The sequence below is a fragment of the Vagococcus lutrae genome (assembly GCF_003987555.1).
GTDB classification, from domain to species: domain Bacteria; phylum Bacillota; class Bacilli; order Lactobacillales; family Vagococcaceae; genus Vagococcus_A; species Vagococcus_A lutrae.
Window position 1 is genome coordinate 33,025 of sequence record NZ_NGJW01000009.1, and the last position, 18,891, is coordinate 51,915.

The 18,891-nt window shown below is 39.3% G+C and carries 18 protein-coding genes and 1 tRNA gene; 1 reads left to right on the forward strand and 18 read right to left on the reverse strand.

Features of this window, described 5'->3' with window-relative positions; all coding sequences use genetic code 11:
• Position 1 precedes the first annotated feature (1 nt).
• The 15 genes from CBF33_RS07120 to yfmF form a co-directional block, all read right to left on the reverse strand.
• Positions 2-1,432 (reverse strand): PTS transporter subunit EIIC, encoded by a 1,431-nt coding sequence (locus CBF33_RS07120; protein WP_126762872.1) that lies wholly within the window; start codon positions 1,430-1,432, stop codon positions 2-4.
• Between the two features lie 15 nt (positions 1,433-1,447).
• A complete protein-coding gene (gene murQ / locus CBF33_RS07125) occupies positions 1,448-2,338 on the reverse strand; it encodes an N-acetylmuramic acid 6-phosphate etherase (RefSeq protein ID WP_126762874.1) in 891 nt (296 codons plus the stop codon).
• On the reverse strand, positions 2,338-3,411 hold the full coding sequence (locus CBF33_RS07130; protein ID WP_126762876.1) for a DUF871 domain-containing protein: 1,074 nt from the start codon (positions 3,409-3,411) through the stop codon (positions 2,338-2,340). The genes murQ and CBF33_RS07130 overlap by 1 nt, the downstream gene beginning before the upstream one ends.
• Before the next feature lie 213 nt (positions 3,412-3,624).
• Positions 3,625-3,697 (reverse strand) — tRNA-Lys (locus CBF33_RS07135).
• A gap of 119 nt (positions 3,698-3,816) precedes the next feature.
• Positions 3,817-4,017, reverse strand: coding sequence for a cold-shock protein (locus CBF33_RS07140; protein ID WP_023605866.1), 201 nt, complete (start codon positions 4,015-4,017; stop codon positions 3,817-3,819).
• Between the two features lie 175 nt (positions 4,018-4,192).
• Complete coding sequence (locus CBF33_RS07145; RefSeq protein WP_023605865.1) at positions 4,193-4,732, reverse strand: HdeD family acid-resistance protein; 540 nt, start codon at positions 4,730-4,732, stop codon at positions 4,193-4,195.
• Positions 4,733-4,754: 22 nt separating this feature from the next.
• Entirely contained in the window at positions 4,755-5,618 is an 864-nt protein-coding gene (locus CBF33_RS07150; protein ID WP_126762878.1) for an alpha/beta fold hydrolase, read from the reverse strand.
• A gap of 151 nt (positions 5,619-5,769) precedes the next feature.
• Entirely contained in the window at positions 5,770-7,329 is a 1,560-nt protein-coding gene (rny, locus tag CBF33_RS07155; protein WP_126762880.1) for a ribonuclease Y, read from the reverse strand.
• Positions 7,330-7,548: 219 nt separating this feature from the next.
• On the reverse strand, positions 7,549-8,586 hold the full coding sequence (gene recA / locus CBF33_RS07160) for a recombinase RecA (RefSeq protein ID WP_126762882.1): 1,038 nt from the start codon (positions 8,584-8,586) through the stop codon (positions 7,549-7,551).
• Between the two features lie 85 nt (positions 8,587-8,671).
• Positions 8,672-9,925 carry a competence/damage-inducible protein A gene (locus CBF33_RS07165; RefSeq protein WP_126762884.1) on the reverse strand — a complete coding sequence of 418 codons (1,254 nt, stop codon included), beginning with the start codon at positions 9,923-9,925 and terminating at the stop codon, positions 8,672-8,674.
• A gap of 139 nt (positions 9,926-10,064) precedes the next feature.
• On the reverse strand, positions 10,065-10,643 hold the full coding sequence (pgsA, locus tag CBF33_RS07170; RefSeq protein ID WP_126762886.1) for a CDP-diacylglycerol--glycerol-3-phosphate 3-phosphatidyltransferase: 579 nt from the start codon (positions 10,641-10,643) through the stop codon (positions 10,065-10,067).
• A 23-nt stretch (positions 10,644-10,666) separates the two neighbouring features.
• Complete coding sequence (locus tag CBF33_RS07175; RefSeq protein WP_126762888.1) at positions 10,667-11,515, reverse strand: helix-turn-helix domain-containing protein; 849 nt, start codon at positions 11,513-11,515, stop codon at positions 10,667-10,669.
• A 24-nt stretch (positions 11,516-11,539) separates the two neighbouring features.
• Positions 11,540-12,265 carry an elongation factor P 5-aminopentanone reductase gene (gene ymfI / locus CBF33_RS07180; RefSeq protein WP_126762890.1) on the reverse strand — a complete coding sequence of 242 codons (726 nt, stop codon included), beginning with the start codon at positions 12,263-12,265 and terminating at the stop codon, positions 11,540-11,542.
• Between the two features lie 2 nt (positions 12,266-12,267).
• Entirely contained in the window at positions 12,268-13,569 is a 1,302-nt protein-coding gene (gene yfmH, locus CBF33_RS07185) for an EF-P 5-aminopentanol modification-associated protein YfmH (protein ID WP_126762892.1), read from the reverse strand.
• Complete coding sequence (yfmF, locus tag CBF33_RS07190) at positions 13,559-14,830, reverse strand: EF-P 5-aminopentanol modification-associated protein YfmF (protein ID WP_126762893.1); 1,272 nt, start codon at positions 14,828-14,830, stop codon at positions 13,559-13,561. Before yfmF ends, yfmH begins: the two co-directional genes overlap by 11 nt.
• A gap of 204 nt (positions 14,831-15,034) precedes the next feature.
• On the opposite strand from yfmF, the gene mscL reads away from it, so the two are divergent.
• Positions 15,035-15,478, forward strand: a complete 444-nt coding sequence (mscL, locus tag CBF33_RS07195; protein WP_023605855.1) for a large conductance mechanosensitive channel protein MscL — start codon at positions 15,035-15,037, stop codon at positions 15,476-15,478.
• Positions 15,479-15,519: 41 nt separating this feature from the next.
• Here the strand turns inward: mscL and CBF33_RS07200 are convergent, their stop codons facing one another.
• From CBF33_RS07200 to purR, 3 genes are all read right to left on the reverse strand, one after another.
• On the reverse strand, positions 15,520-16,491 hold the full coding sequence (locus CBF33_RS07200) for a ribose-phosphate diphosphokinase (RefSeq protein WP_023605854.1): 972 nt from the start codon (positions 16,489-16,491) through the stop codon (positions 15,520-15,522).
• Positions 16,492-16,585: 94 nt separating this feature from the next.
• The gene (gene glmU, locus CBF33_RS07205) at positions 16,586-17,959 is read right to left on the reverse strand and encodes a bifunctional UDP-N-acetylglucosamine diphosphorylase/glucosamine-1-phosphate N-acetyltransferase GlmU (protein ID WP_126762894.1); all 1,374 of its coding nucleotides are present in this window, start codon (positions 17,957-17,959) and stop codon (positions 16,586-16,588) included.
• A 15-nt stretch (positions 17,960-17,974) separates the two neighbouring features.
• Positions 17,975-18,802, reverse strand: a complete 828-nt coding sequence (gene purR, locus CBF33_RS07210; protein WP_126762895.1) for a pur operon repressor — start codon at positions 18,800-18,802, stop codon at positions 17,975-17,977.
• Between the last annotated feature and the right edge of the window lie 89 nt (positions 18,803-18,891).

The following is an 18,891-nucleotide window of genomic DNA, read 5'->3' on the forward strand; positions in this document are numbered from 1 at the left end:
ACTAAGCTCCCATTTGCATTTCTTTAGTCGTTCCAAAGAAATAAGTCGCTACAAAACCACCCGCATAGGCAGCTAATAATCCTAACACATAGCCAAACCAGTGACCGTTAGCGATTAATGGAATTAACGCAACACCACTTGGTCCAATAGATGTCGCACCAATGTTACCGATTAAACCAATCACGGCACCACCGACTCCACCACCGATACAAGCCGTAATAAACGGACGACCTAATGGTAACGTCACACCATAAATTAGTGGCTCACCAATTCCTAAAATACCAACTGGTAATGCCCCTTTAATTAATTCTGTTAATTGAGTGTTTTTACGACATTTTACCCATAATGCTAAAGCAGCTCCGACTTGACCAGCACCGGCCATCGCTAAGATAGGTAGAAGTAACGTACTGCCTGTTTGTTCAATCATTTCTAAATGAACAGGTGTTAAAATTTGATGTAATCCAAACATTACCATTGGAAGGAAGCTTGCTCCTAATACAAAACCAGCGAAAGCTCCGCCAATATTTAAGACCCAGTTTAATGCTCCAACTAATGAATTAGAAATCACTCCTGCAATAGGCATGATTAAGAAAATTGTTATAAGCCCCATTACCATTAAACTAATGGTTGGTGTCACAATAATATCGATAGACTCAGGTACGATGTCATGTAGTTTCTTCTCAATAAATGATAGTAGAAATACTGCAAAGATAACCCCAATAATCCCACCTTGACCTGGACTTAAGTTATCTCCTGTAAAAATGTTAGGAAGTGGTAAATCAGGATTCATACCTGTCAAGGTCGTAATCCCCCCGATAACCCCACCTAAACTTGGAGAAGCTCCAAATTCACGGGCACTATTAATCCCAACATAAATCACTAAGTAAGCAAAGATACCACTTTGAATAATACTCGCCACACTTGCAATATTTACCCAAGCGTCGCCTGAAATAGAACCTGCCGTTAACATGTTTTTAATGATAGAAGCAAATCCACCAATAATCCCTGATCCAACAAAAGCTGGAATTAACGGTACGAAAATATTAGCGATAGATTTCAATGCTTTTGACCATGGTTTTTGATTTTTCTTCTTCACTTCTGCTTTCATCTCAGCAGCTTTTTGGTTAACCGCCTCTTTACCGCTAACCGTTGTTGCGGTAGGAAAATCTTCACCCAACTCTACTCCTACCATATCGACCATTTCTTTGGCTACTTTATTAACCGTTCCAGGTCCGACTACGACTTGAAGGGTATCGTCTTCTACCACACCCATAACACCTTCAATATTCTTTAAGCCTTCTAAATCGACTTTATTATAATCTTTAATTTCCATACGAACACGTGTCATACAATGGACAACCTTGTTCACATTTGTTTGTCCCCCAACATACTGATAAATCTCAGACGCAATGCGTTTATTTTTATCTGTCATTTACTTTCTCTCCTTTTATCCTAAAGTTTTTCTCACGAACCCATTTCCTTTAATTAACTTTTCTGATGCCGTTTCTTTGTCGCTATCTGTCAGAATCATCACAATTGCTAACTTAACATTTTGATTTGCTTCTTCAAACTTCTCACTCGCTAGCTCATAGTCACATTCTGTCGCTTCCATAATAATTCGTTTTGAGCGCTCTACTAACTTTTCATTCGTAGGCTTCACGTCTACCATTAAATTCTTATATACTTTTCCAATACCTATCATAGAAGCAGTTGATAGCATATTAAGGACAAGTTTTTGAGCAGTTCCTGATTTCAAACGTGTGGAACCTGTTAGAATCTCAGGCCCTACTTCAATTTCAATCGGATAAGAAGCGTATTCACTAATCTTAGAGCCCTTGTTACATGTTACAGACCCTGTTGTAGCTCCCACTTCTGCGGCATAAGTTAAACCACCAATCACGTACGGGGTACGACCACTTGCGGCGATACCAATCACAATATCTTTATCTGTTAAAGATAACGCCTCTAAATCTTCCTTACCTAATTCTTGAGAGTCTTCTGCTCCTTCAACAGCCACTGTCATGGCAGACATGCCACCTGCGATTAACCCTTGTACCATCTCTGGCTCTGTACCAAAAGTTGGAACACACTCTGCTGCATCTAAAATGCCTAAACGTCCGCTTGTTCCGGCTCCCATATAAATCAAACGTCCACCTTTATTAAAGCTTTCAATAATTTTAGCTACCACCGCTTCAATCTCAGGCAAGATTTGACTTATTGCTTGAGGTACTTTCGCATCCTCTTCATTCATCACTTTTAAAATGTCATAGGTAGACATTTCGTCCAACCCAGTCGTTCGTTGATTTCTTTTTTCAGTAGTTAATGCTCCTAAATCCATTATGCTTTCTCCTTTGGTACTAATTCAAATTTTTGTCCAGGTTGAATCCATTGCACTAAGCCGCAGTGGGGAGTGTCGATGGTCGCCACAACATTCACTTTTTCATCAGCCGGCAATGGTCGTTTAACAACTTGGAGTTCCCCCATATATCGTCCGTACAACCGATTATCCAATGTCACAGAACCCACTGTTCTTGACACTGTATTATCTGGTTCAATAGTGGGAATTTTTTTAAAACGTGCCTCTTGACTTCGAACAACATCACGGGCATCATCCATACGATTCGTATGCGTATCAATAAAGAGCGACCTATGCGCCTCACTCTTAACTGATACTGGTAGTAAGACACATCCTTCTTTAAAATATTGATAAAATTGTTGAGCGGTTAAAGGTTGAATCGTTTCATCCCCAATATAAACACCATCAATTGTATCATCTTGAAATAACTCAATAGCTGCTGCTAATGGATGAACATCACGATGCTTTTCTAATGTTGGCAATCCTAAATGCAATGGCCCTCGCAATCGTGCATCTCCCGGTACAAACGCACTGTTTTTAATACCCAGATGATGAAATTGACGATTTTTCTCACGAAAACTTGCTTCACTTAGACCCGTTTCAGGACGTGGATAATAATTATGCAATAATTCCATGTTGTTAAAATTGGCCCCTAAACGTCCTAACTCTTCAGCATCAGCTTGAGATAATGTACTCGCATTTAATCCAACCGTAATATGGTGAGATAAAAACGCCATTGTTTCTAAATCTAAACCATAATCCATTCGTAAACCAGTAATACCTAGCTGCTTAATCGCTTTCAAATCATCTTCTGAAGAAATATCAAACCCGATTTGTTTTAGACCTGTTGTTGAAATGTCTACCATTAAATTCATATGATGCGCTTTCAATATTCCGCCTAAAGCTTTTAAACGTGGAACATATTGACTGCTGTCATCTTCTGGAATATGAAGCGAGGTAAAAACATGTGTAAAACCACTTCTAGACATCATTTCTACATAAGCCGCTGTTTCTTCGGTGATTTCTTCACTTAAAAAAACTGAAAAACCTAACAATGAAATCCTCCTCTCTTTTAATACGCTTTCATTATAACGCTTAGGAAATATTTTTTCAAGTTTTTATTTAATTTTATCTTTTTTACGAAATTATTTTTCTTTAAAGGTCTTTTTTACCTATTTTATTCCAAAAAAAAAATGAGAATGCGCGTCAGATTTTCGAAACGTCCTAAAACGCCAATCTAACGCCATTCTCGTGGGTTTGGCACCCAATGGGATGTGAGGGGATCGAACCCGCGACCCACAGATTAAGAGTCTGTTGCTCTACCAACTGAGCTAACATCCCGGATGACTATGTTAATTATACTATACCTACTTAAACCATTCGTCAACACTTTTATCGAAATTTGATTTCAATAAAAAATCCTACCAACAAAGTGGTAGGATATGATCTCAAAAGGCTAATTAAGCTTTTACTACGTTTGTAGCTTGAGGTCCACGGTCGCCGTCTTCAACATCAAATGTTACAGCTTGACCTTCTTCTAAAGTTTTGAAACCTTCACCTTGGATAGCTGAGAAATGTACAAATACATCGTCTCCACCTTCAACAGTGATGAATCCAAAACCTTTTTCAGCGTTAAACCATTTTACTGTTCCTTCAGTCATTCTAAACTCCTCCTTTTCCAAATTATTCGTGTAGTTCTTGAATGGAATTAATAGGAAAAAGTTTAAAACAACTTACCTGTATTCCCGTTACAAAAAATCACTAACATTAGTATAACACACGATAAAAAATACTTCAAAGCATTTTCATTTAAAAACCGAAATACTTTCCTTTTTTCTAAATACCTGTGGCGGTAAAGCCTGATATAATACGCTCAATACCAAACATTAAAAAGTAAAAACCAATTAAAAATGGAACGGTTAGAGATGCTCCCAACGGGTTAAAAAACATCGTTATTCCTGCAATAACACATAAAATATTTAAAATCATTGTCGTCCAATACGCCAATTTACTAAATGGACGTAATAATCTTGCACTAAAAATTCGAACAAGAGAACTCGAAATAAACCATAAGGCAAATAACCATCCTAACAATAGCATGCTGATAAATTTTGCTTTAACATTAAATAACACAATTGCCCCAAAAAGTACATCGAGAACACCATTCACGACTAACAACGTACTCGCACCACCAAAATTACTCTTAATGCGATTATACGTCACAAAGTGTTGGATGCCTTTTATCACCGCAATCAATGCTAACCACATGACTAAAGTCGTTAAAACTAACGCAGGTTGACGAAAACTCGCCATAGCCGCTAGGATAAATAGAATCCCTACTAAGATACTCATCCAATCAATTTTTCGTTCATTCATATGTCTCTTCCTTTCTTAAAATTTATTGTCCCCATAAAAATAAGCTCACTGTTTCATCGACCTCACCGTTCTCATGTAATAACGTATGTTGACCGCCTAACCCCGTGATTTCTACCTCATCATAAGATGCCACTTTATGCGCTACTATGTCACGTAAGGCACGCGCATCCTCTGTCATAATAATCCCGTCACTCTCAGTGCCGTCCTCCAAGTCACCATAAATATTTAAAACGGAGAGATTTGGCGATAGGCGTTGATTAACTGACATAAAATGTTGATACATTTCATCGAAATCACGCTTGCCCTCTTTTTCCAATTGATACAAGCGACTAATCAGTGTATCCGCAATTTCTCCCTTATAAGGCGACCCTAATGAAACAAACTTCTTCACAATCGGCGTATCATCTGTTGTCGCTGCTTCCGAAGTTAAATAATACATGGACGCGACTCCTCCCATTGAATGGCCTAGAAGGTACAAACGATCTATCTCAAGCTTATCTTTTAAAAATACCATAATACGCGTCAGCCATTTTGCCTGTTGATCGGCACTGGCATCGTTATTTTCAAAAAAGACTTGAATCAAGGGATTTAAGTTGTCGGGATTTTGATTCCACGTTCCATTTACTATCATATCGCCATCAGCAGACACTTCGATTTGTAATGCTTTGTAAGCAAGTCCTTCACGTCCCCAACGACGAATCATACCTTGCATTGTTCGGTGATCGCCATGCACGCCATGTAAGAGAAGCGTTGGAATCTTTTTTTCACGCGATTGTCCAATTACTAAACGTTGATACGAACGCGATTTTTTTATTTGGTCATAGATGAGCAAGCCAGCTGTCATACCAATCGCTGTCCCTATACTTCTTTTCACCACATCTTTCATATACTTTCTCCTCCCTACTCCTTGTTCTTTTATTATACTATTTTTCAATGAAAAACAATAACGATAACTACTCCAGTCTACTATCCGCTCTCAAAGTCTCTTTTATAAGCAAAAAAGTTTTCCGCCACATTTTATGACGGAAAACTTTTTATTATTTGGCATAATCAACAGCACGTGTTTCTCTTACTACCGTGACTTTGATATGTCCTGGATATTCTAATTCTTCTTCAATTCGTTTACGGATATCGCGGACTAAGATAGTCGCTTGATCATCAGAAATTTCTTCCGGTTTAACCATAATACGCACTTCACGTCCCGCTTGAACTGCAAAACTATAATCGACACCTGAGAAGTCGTTTGCAATTTGTTCTAAACGTTCTAAACGACGTATATAATTTTCTAACGACTCACTTCGTGCTCCAGGTCGAGCAGCTGATAAGGCATCAGCAGCTGCGACTAAAACTGAAATAACAGAAGTCGCTTCGGTATCACCATGATGTGACGCAATCGCATTAATAACAATTTCAGGCTCTTTATATTTTTTAGCTAATTCCGTTCCAATTTCCACATGAGAACCATCAACTTCACGGTCAAGTGCTTTTCCAATGTCATGTAAGAAACCTGCACGGCGTGCCATTTCTTCATCTTCCCCTAGTTCGGCAGCTAACACACCTGTTAACTTCGCCACTTCAATGGAATGATTTAAAACATTTTGGCCGTAACTCGTTCTAAAACGCATACGTCCCATAATCTTAATCAAGTCTGGATGTAACGTATGGATACCCACTTCAAATGCGGCGTTTTCACCGTATTCGCGAATACGCTCATCCATCTCTTTACGTGCTTTGTCTACCATCTCTTCAATACGAGCTGGATGAATCCGGCCGTCTTGAATTAATTTTTCTAAAGCCATTCGTGCAATCTCGCGACGAATAGGATCAAAACCAGACAATACGACTGCTTCCGGTGTATCATCAATGATAAGGTCAATCCCCGTTAGCGTTTCTAACGTACGGATATTACGTCCTTCACGTCCAATAATACGACCTTTCATCTCATCATTTGGTAAAGAGACTACCGAAACTGTCGTTTCCGATACTTGATCTGCCGCGCTACGCTGCATTGCTAATGCTAGTAAGTTTTTCGCAACACGATCTGCCTCGTCTTTCGCACGTTGTTCACTTTCTTTTACCATAACAGCCATTTCATGGGTTAACTCTTCTTTTGTTTCTGTCATGATAATATTTTTTGCTTCTTCACGAGAAAGGGAGGCCACCCGTTCTAACTCAACGCGTTGTTCCTCTATTAACTTCGTGATTTCTTCTTCTCGTTCACCAATCAATTGTTTTCTAGAATCAAGTTTTTCTTCTTTATCTTCTAGTGAGTTTTCACGTTTAACTAACGCTTCATCTTTACGATCAAGCGTGGCTTCACGTTGGAGTAAACGATTTTCTTGTTCTTTAACTTCGTTTCTTCGCTCTTTCAACTCACTTTCAACTTCTAGACGATACTTCTGATTCTCTTCTTTGGACTCTAACAACGTTTCTTTTTTTAATGTTTCAGCTTCACGCTTTGCTTCTTCTAAAATGCCTTCTGCTGAATGTTTGGCTGCGTCAATTCGTTTTTCCTGACGTACTTTCGCAATGACAAACCCTGCGCCGAGACCGACAATCAAACTGATGATACCGAGGAGTATAGCAATTGTGTTCATAGTACACCTCCGTATAATCATTTTATATCAGTGTAGTTTTTTTGATAAACATATATTATTATCACTATGCCTACTTGCATAGATGTATATTGATACACACATTAATTCTAATAGTTGTGTATCAAAGTGTCAACTTTATTTTATTTTAAATAGGCTCGGCTATTTAGAACAAACAAACGACTTTTAAGCGCGCTTAAACGCTTAAAAGTCGTTATCGATTTATTCTTCTTCTAAATCCAATGTCACATCTAACTCTTCATCAACAGGCTCGCCAATACCATAAGCAGCTCGCACTTTAGCATCAATTTCTGCCATAATCTCAGGATTATCCATTAGAAACTGTTTAGAGTTTTCACGACCTTGTCCCATACGCTCTTCATTGTAACTATACCAAGCGCCACTCTTATCCACGATATCTTGTTCGACGGCCATATCTAATAGTTCGCCTTCCTTAGATATCCCTTTACCATACATAATATCGACTTCAGCCATTCTAAAAGGAGGGGCCACCTTATTTTTTACGACTTTTATTCGCGTACGATTTCCCATCACTTCCGTACCCGCTTTAATCTGTTCAGCGCGGCGTACATCAATACGAATCGTCGCATAGAATTTTAAGGCGCGTCCACCCGGAGTGGTTTCTGGGCTCCCAAACATAACCCCAACTTTTTCACGAATTTGGTTAATAAAAATCGCAATGGTTTTTGTTTTGTTAATCGAACCAGATAATTTTCTTAGGGCTTGTGACATTAAACGAGCTTGTAATCCGACATGTGTGTCACCCATCTCACCATCAATCTCAGCTCTAGGTACTAAAGCAGCCACCGAGTCAACGACCACCATGTCAATCGCGCCACTTGATACTAATGCATCCGCTATTTCTAATCCTTGCTCCCCAGTATCTGGTTGAGATAATAATAGTTCATCAATATCAACCCCTAAGTTTTTTGCATACGCAGGATCTAAAGCGTGTTCCGCATCGATAAAAGCAGCAGTTCCACCATTTTTTTGAACCTCTGCTATAGCATGAAGAGCCACTGTTGTTTTACCAGAACTTTCTGGACCATAAACTTCTACAATTCTCCCTCGAGGATAGCCACCCACACCTAATGCCACATCTAAAGCAATGGAACCACTTGGAATGGTCGATATTTGTGTGTCTACTTTTTCTCCTAATTTCATAATTGAGCCTTTACCAAAGTTTTTTTCTATTTTTTTTAATGCAGCATCTAGTGCTACTTTACGATCATCTGCCAATTCTTTACCCTCCTTGAATTCTTTACTTCTTCATCATAATGTTTTCATCTATAAAAAGCAAGAAAAAAGCGAACAAACATTCGATTTAGTCGTGATTTTCTGCTATCACTTGACGACGTAGTAAGTCCATTGCGCGCATCATGGCACTTTGCCGAATATATTGACGGTCTCGCTGAAGTTGAAAATGATAAGCCTGTGTCCCACTTATCGCAGAAGAGAGCCCAATCCACACACTTCCTACAGGCTGACCCTCACTTTTATCTGGACCTGCTACGCCTGTTAACGCTACGCCATAATCACTCTTTGTTAACACACGAGCCTGTTCTGCCATCGCACACGCACACGCCTCACTAACAGCCCCGTGTTGAGCAAGCAAAGCGGAATCAATCTTTAATAAGCAACTTTTCATCTCATTCGTATATGTGACAAAGCCACCATTAAAGACACTAGAAACACCTGGAACGTCTCCCAATGCACTCATAAACATCCCGGCAGTCAAACTTTCGGCCGAGGCGACCGTTCGCTCCGCGGCTTTTAACGCCTTGACGGTTTCTTTAATCAAACTATTTTCTTCCCCATAACCATAGAAATAATCCCCTACTTGAGACATAATTTTTTCTTCCATCTCATCTAGCATCTCATTTGCTGTCGTCTCATCTGTAGCTTTGACTGTCAGTCGTAAACGAACTTCTGTATCTCCTGCGTATGGCGCAATGGTCGGATTGGTTTGCTCGTGAATTAATGTTTCTAATTCTAAAACTAACTGTGACTCCCCGATACCAAAAAAGCGTAATACGCGAGAATACAGTTGGTCGGTTTGAGGTAACTGCTGCTTTAACAATGGGATAACATGATGATAAAACATTGGTTTTAACTCACGCGGCGGTCCTGGTAAGACTAAATAACTCGTCGTCTCAGCTTGATAAAAAGTCCCGACTGCCAAGCCTGTATCATTCGGTATCGCTTGACCTCCTTGAATCGTTAACGCTTGCCTACGATTATTTTCCGTCATCTCGCGACCAGAGCGAGTCATATAGGTAGCAATTTTATCGTACCCCTCTGGATCTAACACCATCGGCTCTTTTAAATAATCAGCTAACACATCTCGCGTTAAATCATCTTCTGTTGGTCCTAATCCCCCACACAATACAATCAATTCACTTCGCTGAGAGGCTTGTCCAATTAACTCTTTTAAACGCTCTGGGTTATCCCCTACCACACTGTGATAATAAATATCATAACCAATCCCCACTAATTCTTCTGATAAAAAAGTCGCATTGGTATTAACCACTTGACCAATTAATAGCTCCGTACCCACTGCGATAATTTCTGCTCGCATCCTTTTTCTCCTTTCAAAGATAATATACGTAAAAAAAAGACTTTATTTCTTATTTTTATTATCTTCTCTCTTTTTTACTATTCTACTACAAAAAAAGAGACTCTGTATCGAATTTGATACGAGTCTCATTAATTTTAACTTACATAGATCCTTTAAAAACATGACTATTTTTAATAAAGTAGTCGGCACCTGAATAAACGGTAAAAAATAAACAGACATATAATAATATAGTAGCCACTGGTAAATGAATCGCATTAAACGGTGCGTTATCAATTAATAAAAAGATAATCGCTAACATTTGCGTCATCGTTTTAACTTTACCCGGCCATGCTGCCGCCATCACTTCGCCATCTTCTACTAATAATAAGCGTAAACCAGTAACAGCTAACTCACGACACACGATAATAGCTACAATCCACCCCGGTGCTTTTCCTTGTTCCACTAGCATAATAAACGCAGTCATCACTAACATCTTATCGGCTAAAGGGTCTGCAAACTTACCAAAGTTTGTAACTAGACCTCGGTCGCGCGCAATTTTACCATCCAACCAGTCTGTTATGCTCGCTACGGCAAATATTACCATGGCAATGACTTGCGTCCACGCCACGCTCGTCCCGGCTAAATTGACGACTCCCCAATTTAAAGGAACAGTTAACATGATGATAAAAAAGGGAATCATACAAATTCTAATAACAGTTAATTTATTCGGTAAATTCATTTTTTTCGCTCACTTTCTTTCCACTACTTTTTAAAAGTCACATGGATATCTCGTTTAATATTACCCGTGTGATTAGGGTCAAACTGGAAGTCCTCATCGTTAATAGCAATCGAAACATAATCAGATGCCCCTAGTACAATCGTAACATTGTCGGCACCTTTAGGAAGCGTCGTTTCCGTCTGGTCTCCTATTTCTAATGTTTGATCGAAAATATAGTTCCCATCCACCATTACGCCAATCCAACAACGGCCATTTTGCGAAGTAAAACTTAATGTACGGGGTTCCGCTACGTCCTTAATCGTAAAGTAACTGTTACTACCACTTTCACGCTCAAATTTCACAGCCATTTGTTTTTCTTCCACAGTTTCAGACACCGATTCTTCTGTTTCTGCTTGAGTCGTTTCTGATTCTGCCGAGCTTGTTTCCCCTTCAATCACGACTTCCTCGGGACGTTCAATCACAGGACGTTTTCCATCGTCTCTTAACGACAGCCAAAGAATACTGCCCACAATTAGTGTGGCAACGGCTATTAAAATCATCATCGGTAAGCGCTCGCGAGAAAACCACGTTTGTTTCGTCGCTTTTTTTTGATGCAATGCTTTTCGCGAATGATTGACTTCATCCACGACCACTGGCGCTTTAGGGGTCTTTCCGTCATAAATGGTGACCATTTCATCTGGATTTAAATCGACCGTTTTCGCATACTGTCTGATAAAGTTACGAGCATAGTAACTTCCTGGTAATTTTTCAAATTCATTTTCTTCTAAGGCTTCTAAATATTGTCGTTGAATTTTAGTTAATTGTTGCAATTCATCCATGGTATAGCCTTTTTCTAAACGGGCTTTTTTTAGTCGTTCACCGATTGTTTCCACATTCTCACCTTTTTCTTTTTCGTACTAATACTTCCAACCTCCAGTTATCGGAATACTCGCTCCCGTAATATAACTAGCAGATTCCCCTAATAAAAATGTCACTAATGTTGCGACTTCATAAGGCGAAGCCATTCGTTGCAATGGAATATCAGACAGTAACTGAGCCTGCTCTTCCGCCGTCCAATCCGTATTCATATGTGTGTCCACTGCGCCTGGTGCCACAGCATTAACCGTCATCCCTAAAGAAGCGACTTCTTGAGCGTACGCTTTAACAAACGCGTGCTGCGCCCCTTTTAAGGTACTATACATCACTTCCATCGCACTACCAGAAAAACCATAAACCGAGCTGATAAAGACGATACGCCCTTGCTTTCGTTTGGCTAAATTCTCTTGTAAATGCTGGCAAATTAATGCCGGTGTTTTAACAAATAAGCGCCACAACTCATCCATTTCTTCTGCTTCCATCTCAGTTAACAGCTTATAGACGGTTTTACCATTTGCAAAGATGACCGCATCGACAGGCCCAATCTCTTCATAAAAAGCAAGTGGAACGGTTGACTGTGTCATATCCAATGAAACCGCAGAAAACAACTGCTCAGGATAATTTTCGCACAATTCCTGTACTAGTGTCTTAACCACTTCTTCATGTCGATGATAATGACAATAAAGCGACCAACCAGCTGAGGCTAGTTCGCGAGCCGTCGCCATTCCAATATCCCCACTTGCTCCCAATATCAACGCATACTTCACGCTTACATCGCTCCTTTAGGATAGATATAGAAACGTGTCATTGCCTGTGGATGGAGCAATTGTTTTCTCACTGTGTGAATATCTTCTAATTGAATACTTTCTATAACATGTATCATATCAAATAATGACACATCTCCGAAATGATTTTGACCAAATTGATTGGCAATGTATTCTAACGAGTTTAATGATTGTAAATATTTCCCCATCATTCGCTTTTTAAGCAACTCTAAATTCTCTGCTGTAATTTCCGTTGACACTTCTGCTGTCAACAAAATGTCTGTCAAACGTTCAGCTAACTCCTCAGGCTGTTCGGCCTCCCCACTCAATAAAGCAAAATAAAAACCACGATTCATTTCAAATTCATAACTAAAGGTGTCGTCAAGTAACCCTTCATCATATAAATCAGCATAGTTTTGTGAGGTACTGCCAAAAAGTAGCTGTAATAAAAGACTAGCAGCCGTACGATAACGCACTTTTTCATAACCTGTTTCAGGTAAATCTTCAATGCCTTTAATTCCCAAAGCAATTTTAGGACGTTGAACATCCAATTCAATGGCACTCTCTCGTACAATATCCGCCAACTTTTCACTAGGGAAACGACGCTCTATTACAGTTGGAGGGGCAAAACTTTTACTGGATTGATTGCTTGTAATCACTTCCTGCATTTGTTCTAAATCAAAATTTCCTACCACAAATAAGTTCATATTACTAGGATGATAGAACGTCTCATGACATTGATATAAATCTTCTGCCGTAATATCTTGGATACTTTCAACCGTCCCTGCAATATCAATGTGTAAAGGATGTTTAGGATACATATTATTCAAAGCGCCAAAAAACAAACGCCAATTCGGATCGTCTTCGTACATTTGAATTTCTTGGGCAATAATACCTTTTTCTTTATTGACCGACTGTTCGGTAAAATAAGGCTCCTGTACAAAATCCAGTAACGTCTCCACATTCTCAATCGCTCGGCTTGTGGTAGAGAATAAATAACTCGTACGAGTAAAACTAGTAAAAGCGTTCGCGGAAGCACCTTGTTTACCAAATGTTTGGAAAACATCGCCATCTTCTTTTTCAAACAATTTATGTTCTAAGAAATGAGCGATACCGTCTGGAACATGACGAAACTCTGTTTCACCTAACGGTATAAATTCGTTATCAATCGACCCATATTCCGTCGTCATAATGCCGTAAGTTTTATGAAAACCTGTTTTAGGTAACAGATGAACGGTCAAACCATTCGGTAAGGTGGCTGAATAAAGGGTTTCTTCTAATAATGGATATTCCTTTTTATGAAACACGTTCGCCCACTCCTTTCATAAAGTAAATCGCTTGTTTTTTGACACGTTGGGCGACTCTTTGAACATCCGCCACTTCTACTGCGTCAATCTTGTTAAACCAATCATCATCGCTCATCACCATGTTAGGGATATAGTGGCTCAAGTAAGAAACTTCCATCATAACGCTTGGATTATCTTGCGACAGACGATACTGATTCTTTAGCATCTCTTTCGTCTGAAACAAGTCTTCTTGACTGATTTCTCCTAATTGAAGTGACGCTAATTGTGCATCAATTAATGTCATCACTTTATCTTTCAAACGGTCGTCAATTCCTGTTTGCACCGTCAACATACCTCGAAATGTATCTAAATGACTAGACGCATAATACGCCATACTTTCTTTTTCACGCACATTCATAAAAAGTTTAGAATGAGGGAAACCACCAAACAAACCATTAAACACTTGCGCAGCAAAATAATCCTCATCATAATAGTAAACACCCGTTTGATACCCCATGTTTAGCTTTCCTTGCTTCACTTCTAAACACTCCGTTTGTTCTTTAAGCGAAGTCGCAACTGTGTCCACAAAAAAAGAAGGAGCCGAAATCGAGCGTCCCTGGAAGGGTAAACTTTCAAATAATGGTCGAACTGATTCCTCTTCTACATCCCCTAACACCATAATATCAATTTGGTCTTCACGTAACATCTGGTGATAGTAGGATACAAGTGCTTCATTTTCAATATTTTTAATAATGTAAAAGTCTCCAAAACTTGGAATCGCCTGTTCTGGATAGTCTTCAAAATATAACGCTTGTAAACTAAGACCCGCTCGACTCTGTTTATCATCATAAATGGATTGAATATACGCCATTAAATTACGCTTTTCTCGCTCAAATTGTGCTTTATCAAACTGACCATCTTGAACATTCGGATAAAATAACACTTGTTCCAAGAAATCAATCCCTGCCGCTAATACTGCTTCTTTACGCGGTAAAAATTTTTCATTGACAACTGATAAAGAAACCTCTAAAAAGTGTTGATTTCCCTTTTTTCCCGTCCCCGAACCAAAACTAGCGCCATAAAGCTCAGAAAGATGTTCATTCATTTGTTTATTCGTGGGATAGTTTGCACTACTTGTCTCCAATAAACTACTCAATAATGTGCGATAACTCGCATTTTCTTTTGTCACATCTGTGGCAAAACGAATCAGCACACGTGTCGTTTTATATTTCTTTGTTGGAATAACGTGTAAAGTGACATTTTCTGCTAATGAAATCGTCATGTTCCCAACCGTCCTTTCTCCACTGTGTAATGTGTCCAATCTTTCTCACATTACGGTCTTTAATCTTTACTATCATAGCATAATTTTGAATAACACTCGACTTTCAAATAAAAATTACATTAAAAAATAACATTTAAAAGCGAATAATTCTACTTTTTTATCCTTTTTCGTTATAATATAAGTATCAAATCAAGGAGGAAGTAAATGATTAAAGAATTTAAAGAATTTATTGTTCAAGGAAATGCGTTAGACTTAGCTATTGGGGTTGTTATTGGGGGAGCGTTTAGTTCTATCGTTTCAGCACTTGTAGAAGGGTTTATCACACCACTTGTTGAATTTGCCATTGCTTTAATTACTGGTAGTAAAACAGGCGAAATCTCTGGTCTTAGCGTTACATTAAGAAAAGGAATTGTCCTCGACTTTAACATGATTGTTTCAGCTATTATTACATTCTTTATTACTATGTTTGTCGTATTCTTAATTGTTAAAGCTATGAACAAAGCACGTTCACTTGGCAAAAAACAAGAAGAAGAGGAAGAGGTAGCAGAAGAATTAGCTGCTGCTGAAGTATACTTACGTGAAATTAGAGATTTATTAGCAAACGATCCAGAAGCTATAAACAAAATCAAACAAGATAACCAACCTTAATATTGTCTATAAAAAAAACGAGCCGTAATTGGCTCGTTTTTTTATAGTTTCTTTTGTTCAAAAAGCGGACTAACAGGTTTATTCTCATGGATACGTTTAATCGCATCCCCAATCAATGAACCCACACTTACTTCTTCTAATTTTTCAATACGGTTTTCTTCTGGTAAATAGATAGAGTCCGTAATAATGACTTTTTCAATCGGAGAAGCTTCAAGACGTTCAAAAGCCGGTCCTGATAAAACAGGGTGCGTACAACACGCCAACACTTCTGTCGCGCCTTCATCTTTCAACGCTTGTGCGGCTAATGTAATCGTGCCAGCTGTATCAATCATATCATCAATTAAGATACATTTTTTCCCATTGACTTGACCGATAATATTCATCACTTCCGCCACATTTGCTTTTGGACGACGTTTATCAATAATCGCAATTGGTGCTTTTAAAAACTCGGCTAACTTGCGCGCACGTGTCACACCACCATGATCAGGTGATACGACAACCACATCGTCTCCCACATATCCTTGGTGTGTCAAGTGGTCAGCTAATAAAGGTGCTGCCATCAAGTGGTCAACAGGGATATTAAAGAACCCTTGGATTTGTGCCGCGTGTAAATCAAGTGTCAACACACGTGTCGTGCCAGCTGCTGTTAACATATCTGCTACTAGCTTCGCTGTAATAGGTTCACGAGAGCGTGCTTTACGGTCTTGACGGGCGTAACCGTAATAAGGAATCACCACGTTAATGGTTTTCGCACTTGCACGTTTCAAGGCATCAATCATAATTAGTAACTCCATCAAATTATCATTGACTGGGAAACTTGTTGATTGAATTAAATAAACATGGTCACCACGAATACTTTCTTCAATATTAATCTGAATCTCGCCATCACTAAATTGCTTCACTGATGATTTTCCTAATTCGACCCCTACTGCTTTTGCGATTTTTTGAGCCAACGGTCTGTTTGAATTCAGGGCAAATATTTTTAACCTTGGATCAAAGTAATGATTTGTCATGAGAACCTCCGCTTTCTTTTTGCTATCTAATTAATATTACTTCCTTATAAATAGTAGTCATTTTTCCATATAAAATCAAGAGATTTTATATTATTTATTCATTATGTGGTAGTTTCTTCGCATAACCATCCTTATTTTCTTGACGGCTGCGCGCGATACCTAATGCATCGTTCGGAATATCTTTAGTAATCGTCGAACCTGCTGCAATAAATGCCCGGTCCCCAATCGTTACCGGCGCAACTAAGTTAGCATTACATCCAATAAACACATGGTCCCCTACTGTCGCACGGTGTTTATTTTTTCCGTCATAGTTCACAAAAACTGTGCCACAACCGACATTAATATGCTCGCCTAAGTCCGCATCTCCTACGTACGTTAGATGACCGACTTTGGTATTTGCCCCAATCGTAGTGTTTTTAATTTCTACGAAGTTTCCAATATGAACGTTTTCTTTTAAATCACTGTTTGGACGAATATGTGCATAAGGGCCGACATCTACCCCCGCAGCAATGGTCGCATGTTCAATCATCGAAGAGGTGACGACGACATTATCAGCTATCACACTCTCAACAATCTCGCTATTTGCTCCAATAACACAATTAGAACCAATTTTAGTGCGTCCACGCAAAGTAACGCCTGCTTCAATCAATGTATCATTACCAATTTCAACTTCCGCATCAATATACGTTGCTGCAGGATTAACAAAGGTAACACCATTAACCATATGTTGATGATTAATGCGTTGACGCATTGTTTCCGTTGCTTTCGCTAACGCTACGCGGTCATTAACACCAATTGATTCAGCAAAGTCAGCCATTTGATACGCCGCAACTTTCTTACCTTGTTGTTGTAACAATCCAATAACATCAGGTAAGTAATACTCACCTTGATCATTATCATTTCCTACTTTTTTCAACGTGTCAAAAAGAGCTTGATTGTCAAAACAAAACGTCCCCGTATTAATCTCGGTGACTTGACGCTCTTCATCTGTGGCATCACGTTCTTCTACAATTTTCTTTACATTACCCGCTTCATCGCGAATAATCCGTCCATAAGAAAAAGGATTAGGTGCTTCTGCAGTCAATACGGTCGCCTTCGCCCCTGTTGACTCATGTGTTTCAAAAAGTGCAGCTAAAGTCGACGCTTGTAATAGAGGCGTATCCCCACAAATCACAAGTGTTGTGCCTTCTTTATCAGCTAATAAAGCATCTGCTTGTAACACCGCATGCCCCGTTCCTAATTGTTCCGCTTGTAAGGCGTAAGCCGTACGGTCGCCTAACGCTTCCTTCACGCTTTCCGCACCATACCCTACAATGGTTACCACTTGTGTCGGTGCTAATGTTTCTACCTGTGTTAAAACATGATCGACCATGCTTTTTCCTGCTAACTCATGTAATACTTTATATTTTTTTGACTTCATACGAGAGCCTTGCCCCGCAGCTAAAATGATGGCATAACGATTTCCCATCAAAAAAATCCCCCTTTAATCTGATTCTTCTTGAAAATACGTTCCCGGAACGACTTGAATCGTTTTCGTCTGAGTGTCAACACTTTCTACGCACAGTAATGAGTAATAATCATCTACTTGTTTGCGTCCACTAAAGTTTGACTCTGCAAAAACAGTCGTACCGACAAGCTCCGCACCAAACTCTTCAATCAAACTCTTCATACCGTTAATTGTGCCGCCGCCTTTCATAAAGTCGTCCACAATTAGTACTTTAGAGCCTGGTTTCAAGCTGCGTTTTGATAACTCCATCTTTTCTATACGCTCAGATGAACCTGAAACATAGTTGACACTTACTGTCGACCCTTCTGTAATCTTAGAGTCACGGCGTACAATCACAAATGGAACGTTCAAATAGTATGAAACAGCTTGCGCGATTGGTACTCCTTTTGTTGCCACAGTCATGACGGCATCAATCGGTTGCTCCACATATTTAGAAGCAATCATATGTCCTACTTTACGTAGCAATTCCGGTTCGCCTAGTAAATCTGATAAATACACGTAACCACCCGGTAGTAAACGGTCACTTTCAGATAAGCGAGCACTCAATTCTTTCGCTACTTCTTCTGCTTCTGTCATGGTCATCTTAGGTGTATACACCACTCCCCCAGCTGCTCCTGGGTATGTTTCCAATAGGCCATAGCCACGCTCTTGAAATGTCCGCTTAATAATCCCCAAATCCTCACTAATCGACGATTTTGCTGACTGATACTTTTCAACAAAGTAGGTTAGTGAAATCAATGTTCGTGGATGTGTTAATAAATGCTGCGTCATATCAATGAGTCGCTCACTTCGTCTCACTTTCATTGCCATCCCTCGTTCTTTCTTCTGTTTCATATTATTATATGATGAAACACATTCTTTTCATAGTTTTTTCAGCGATTCACTTCCTATTA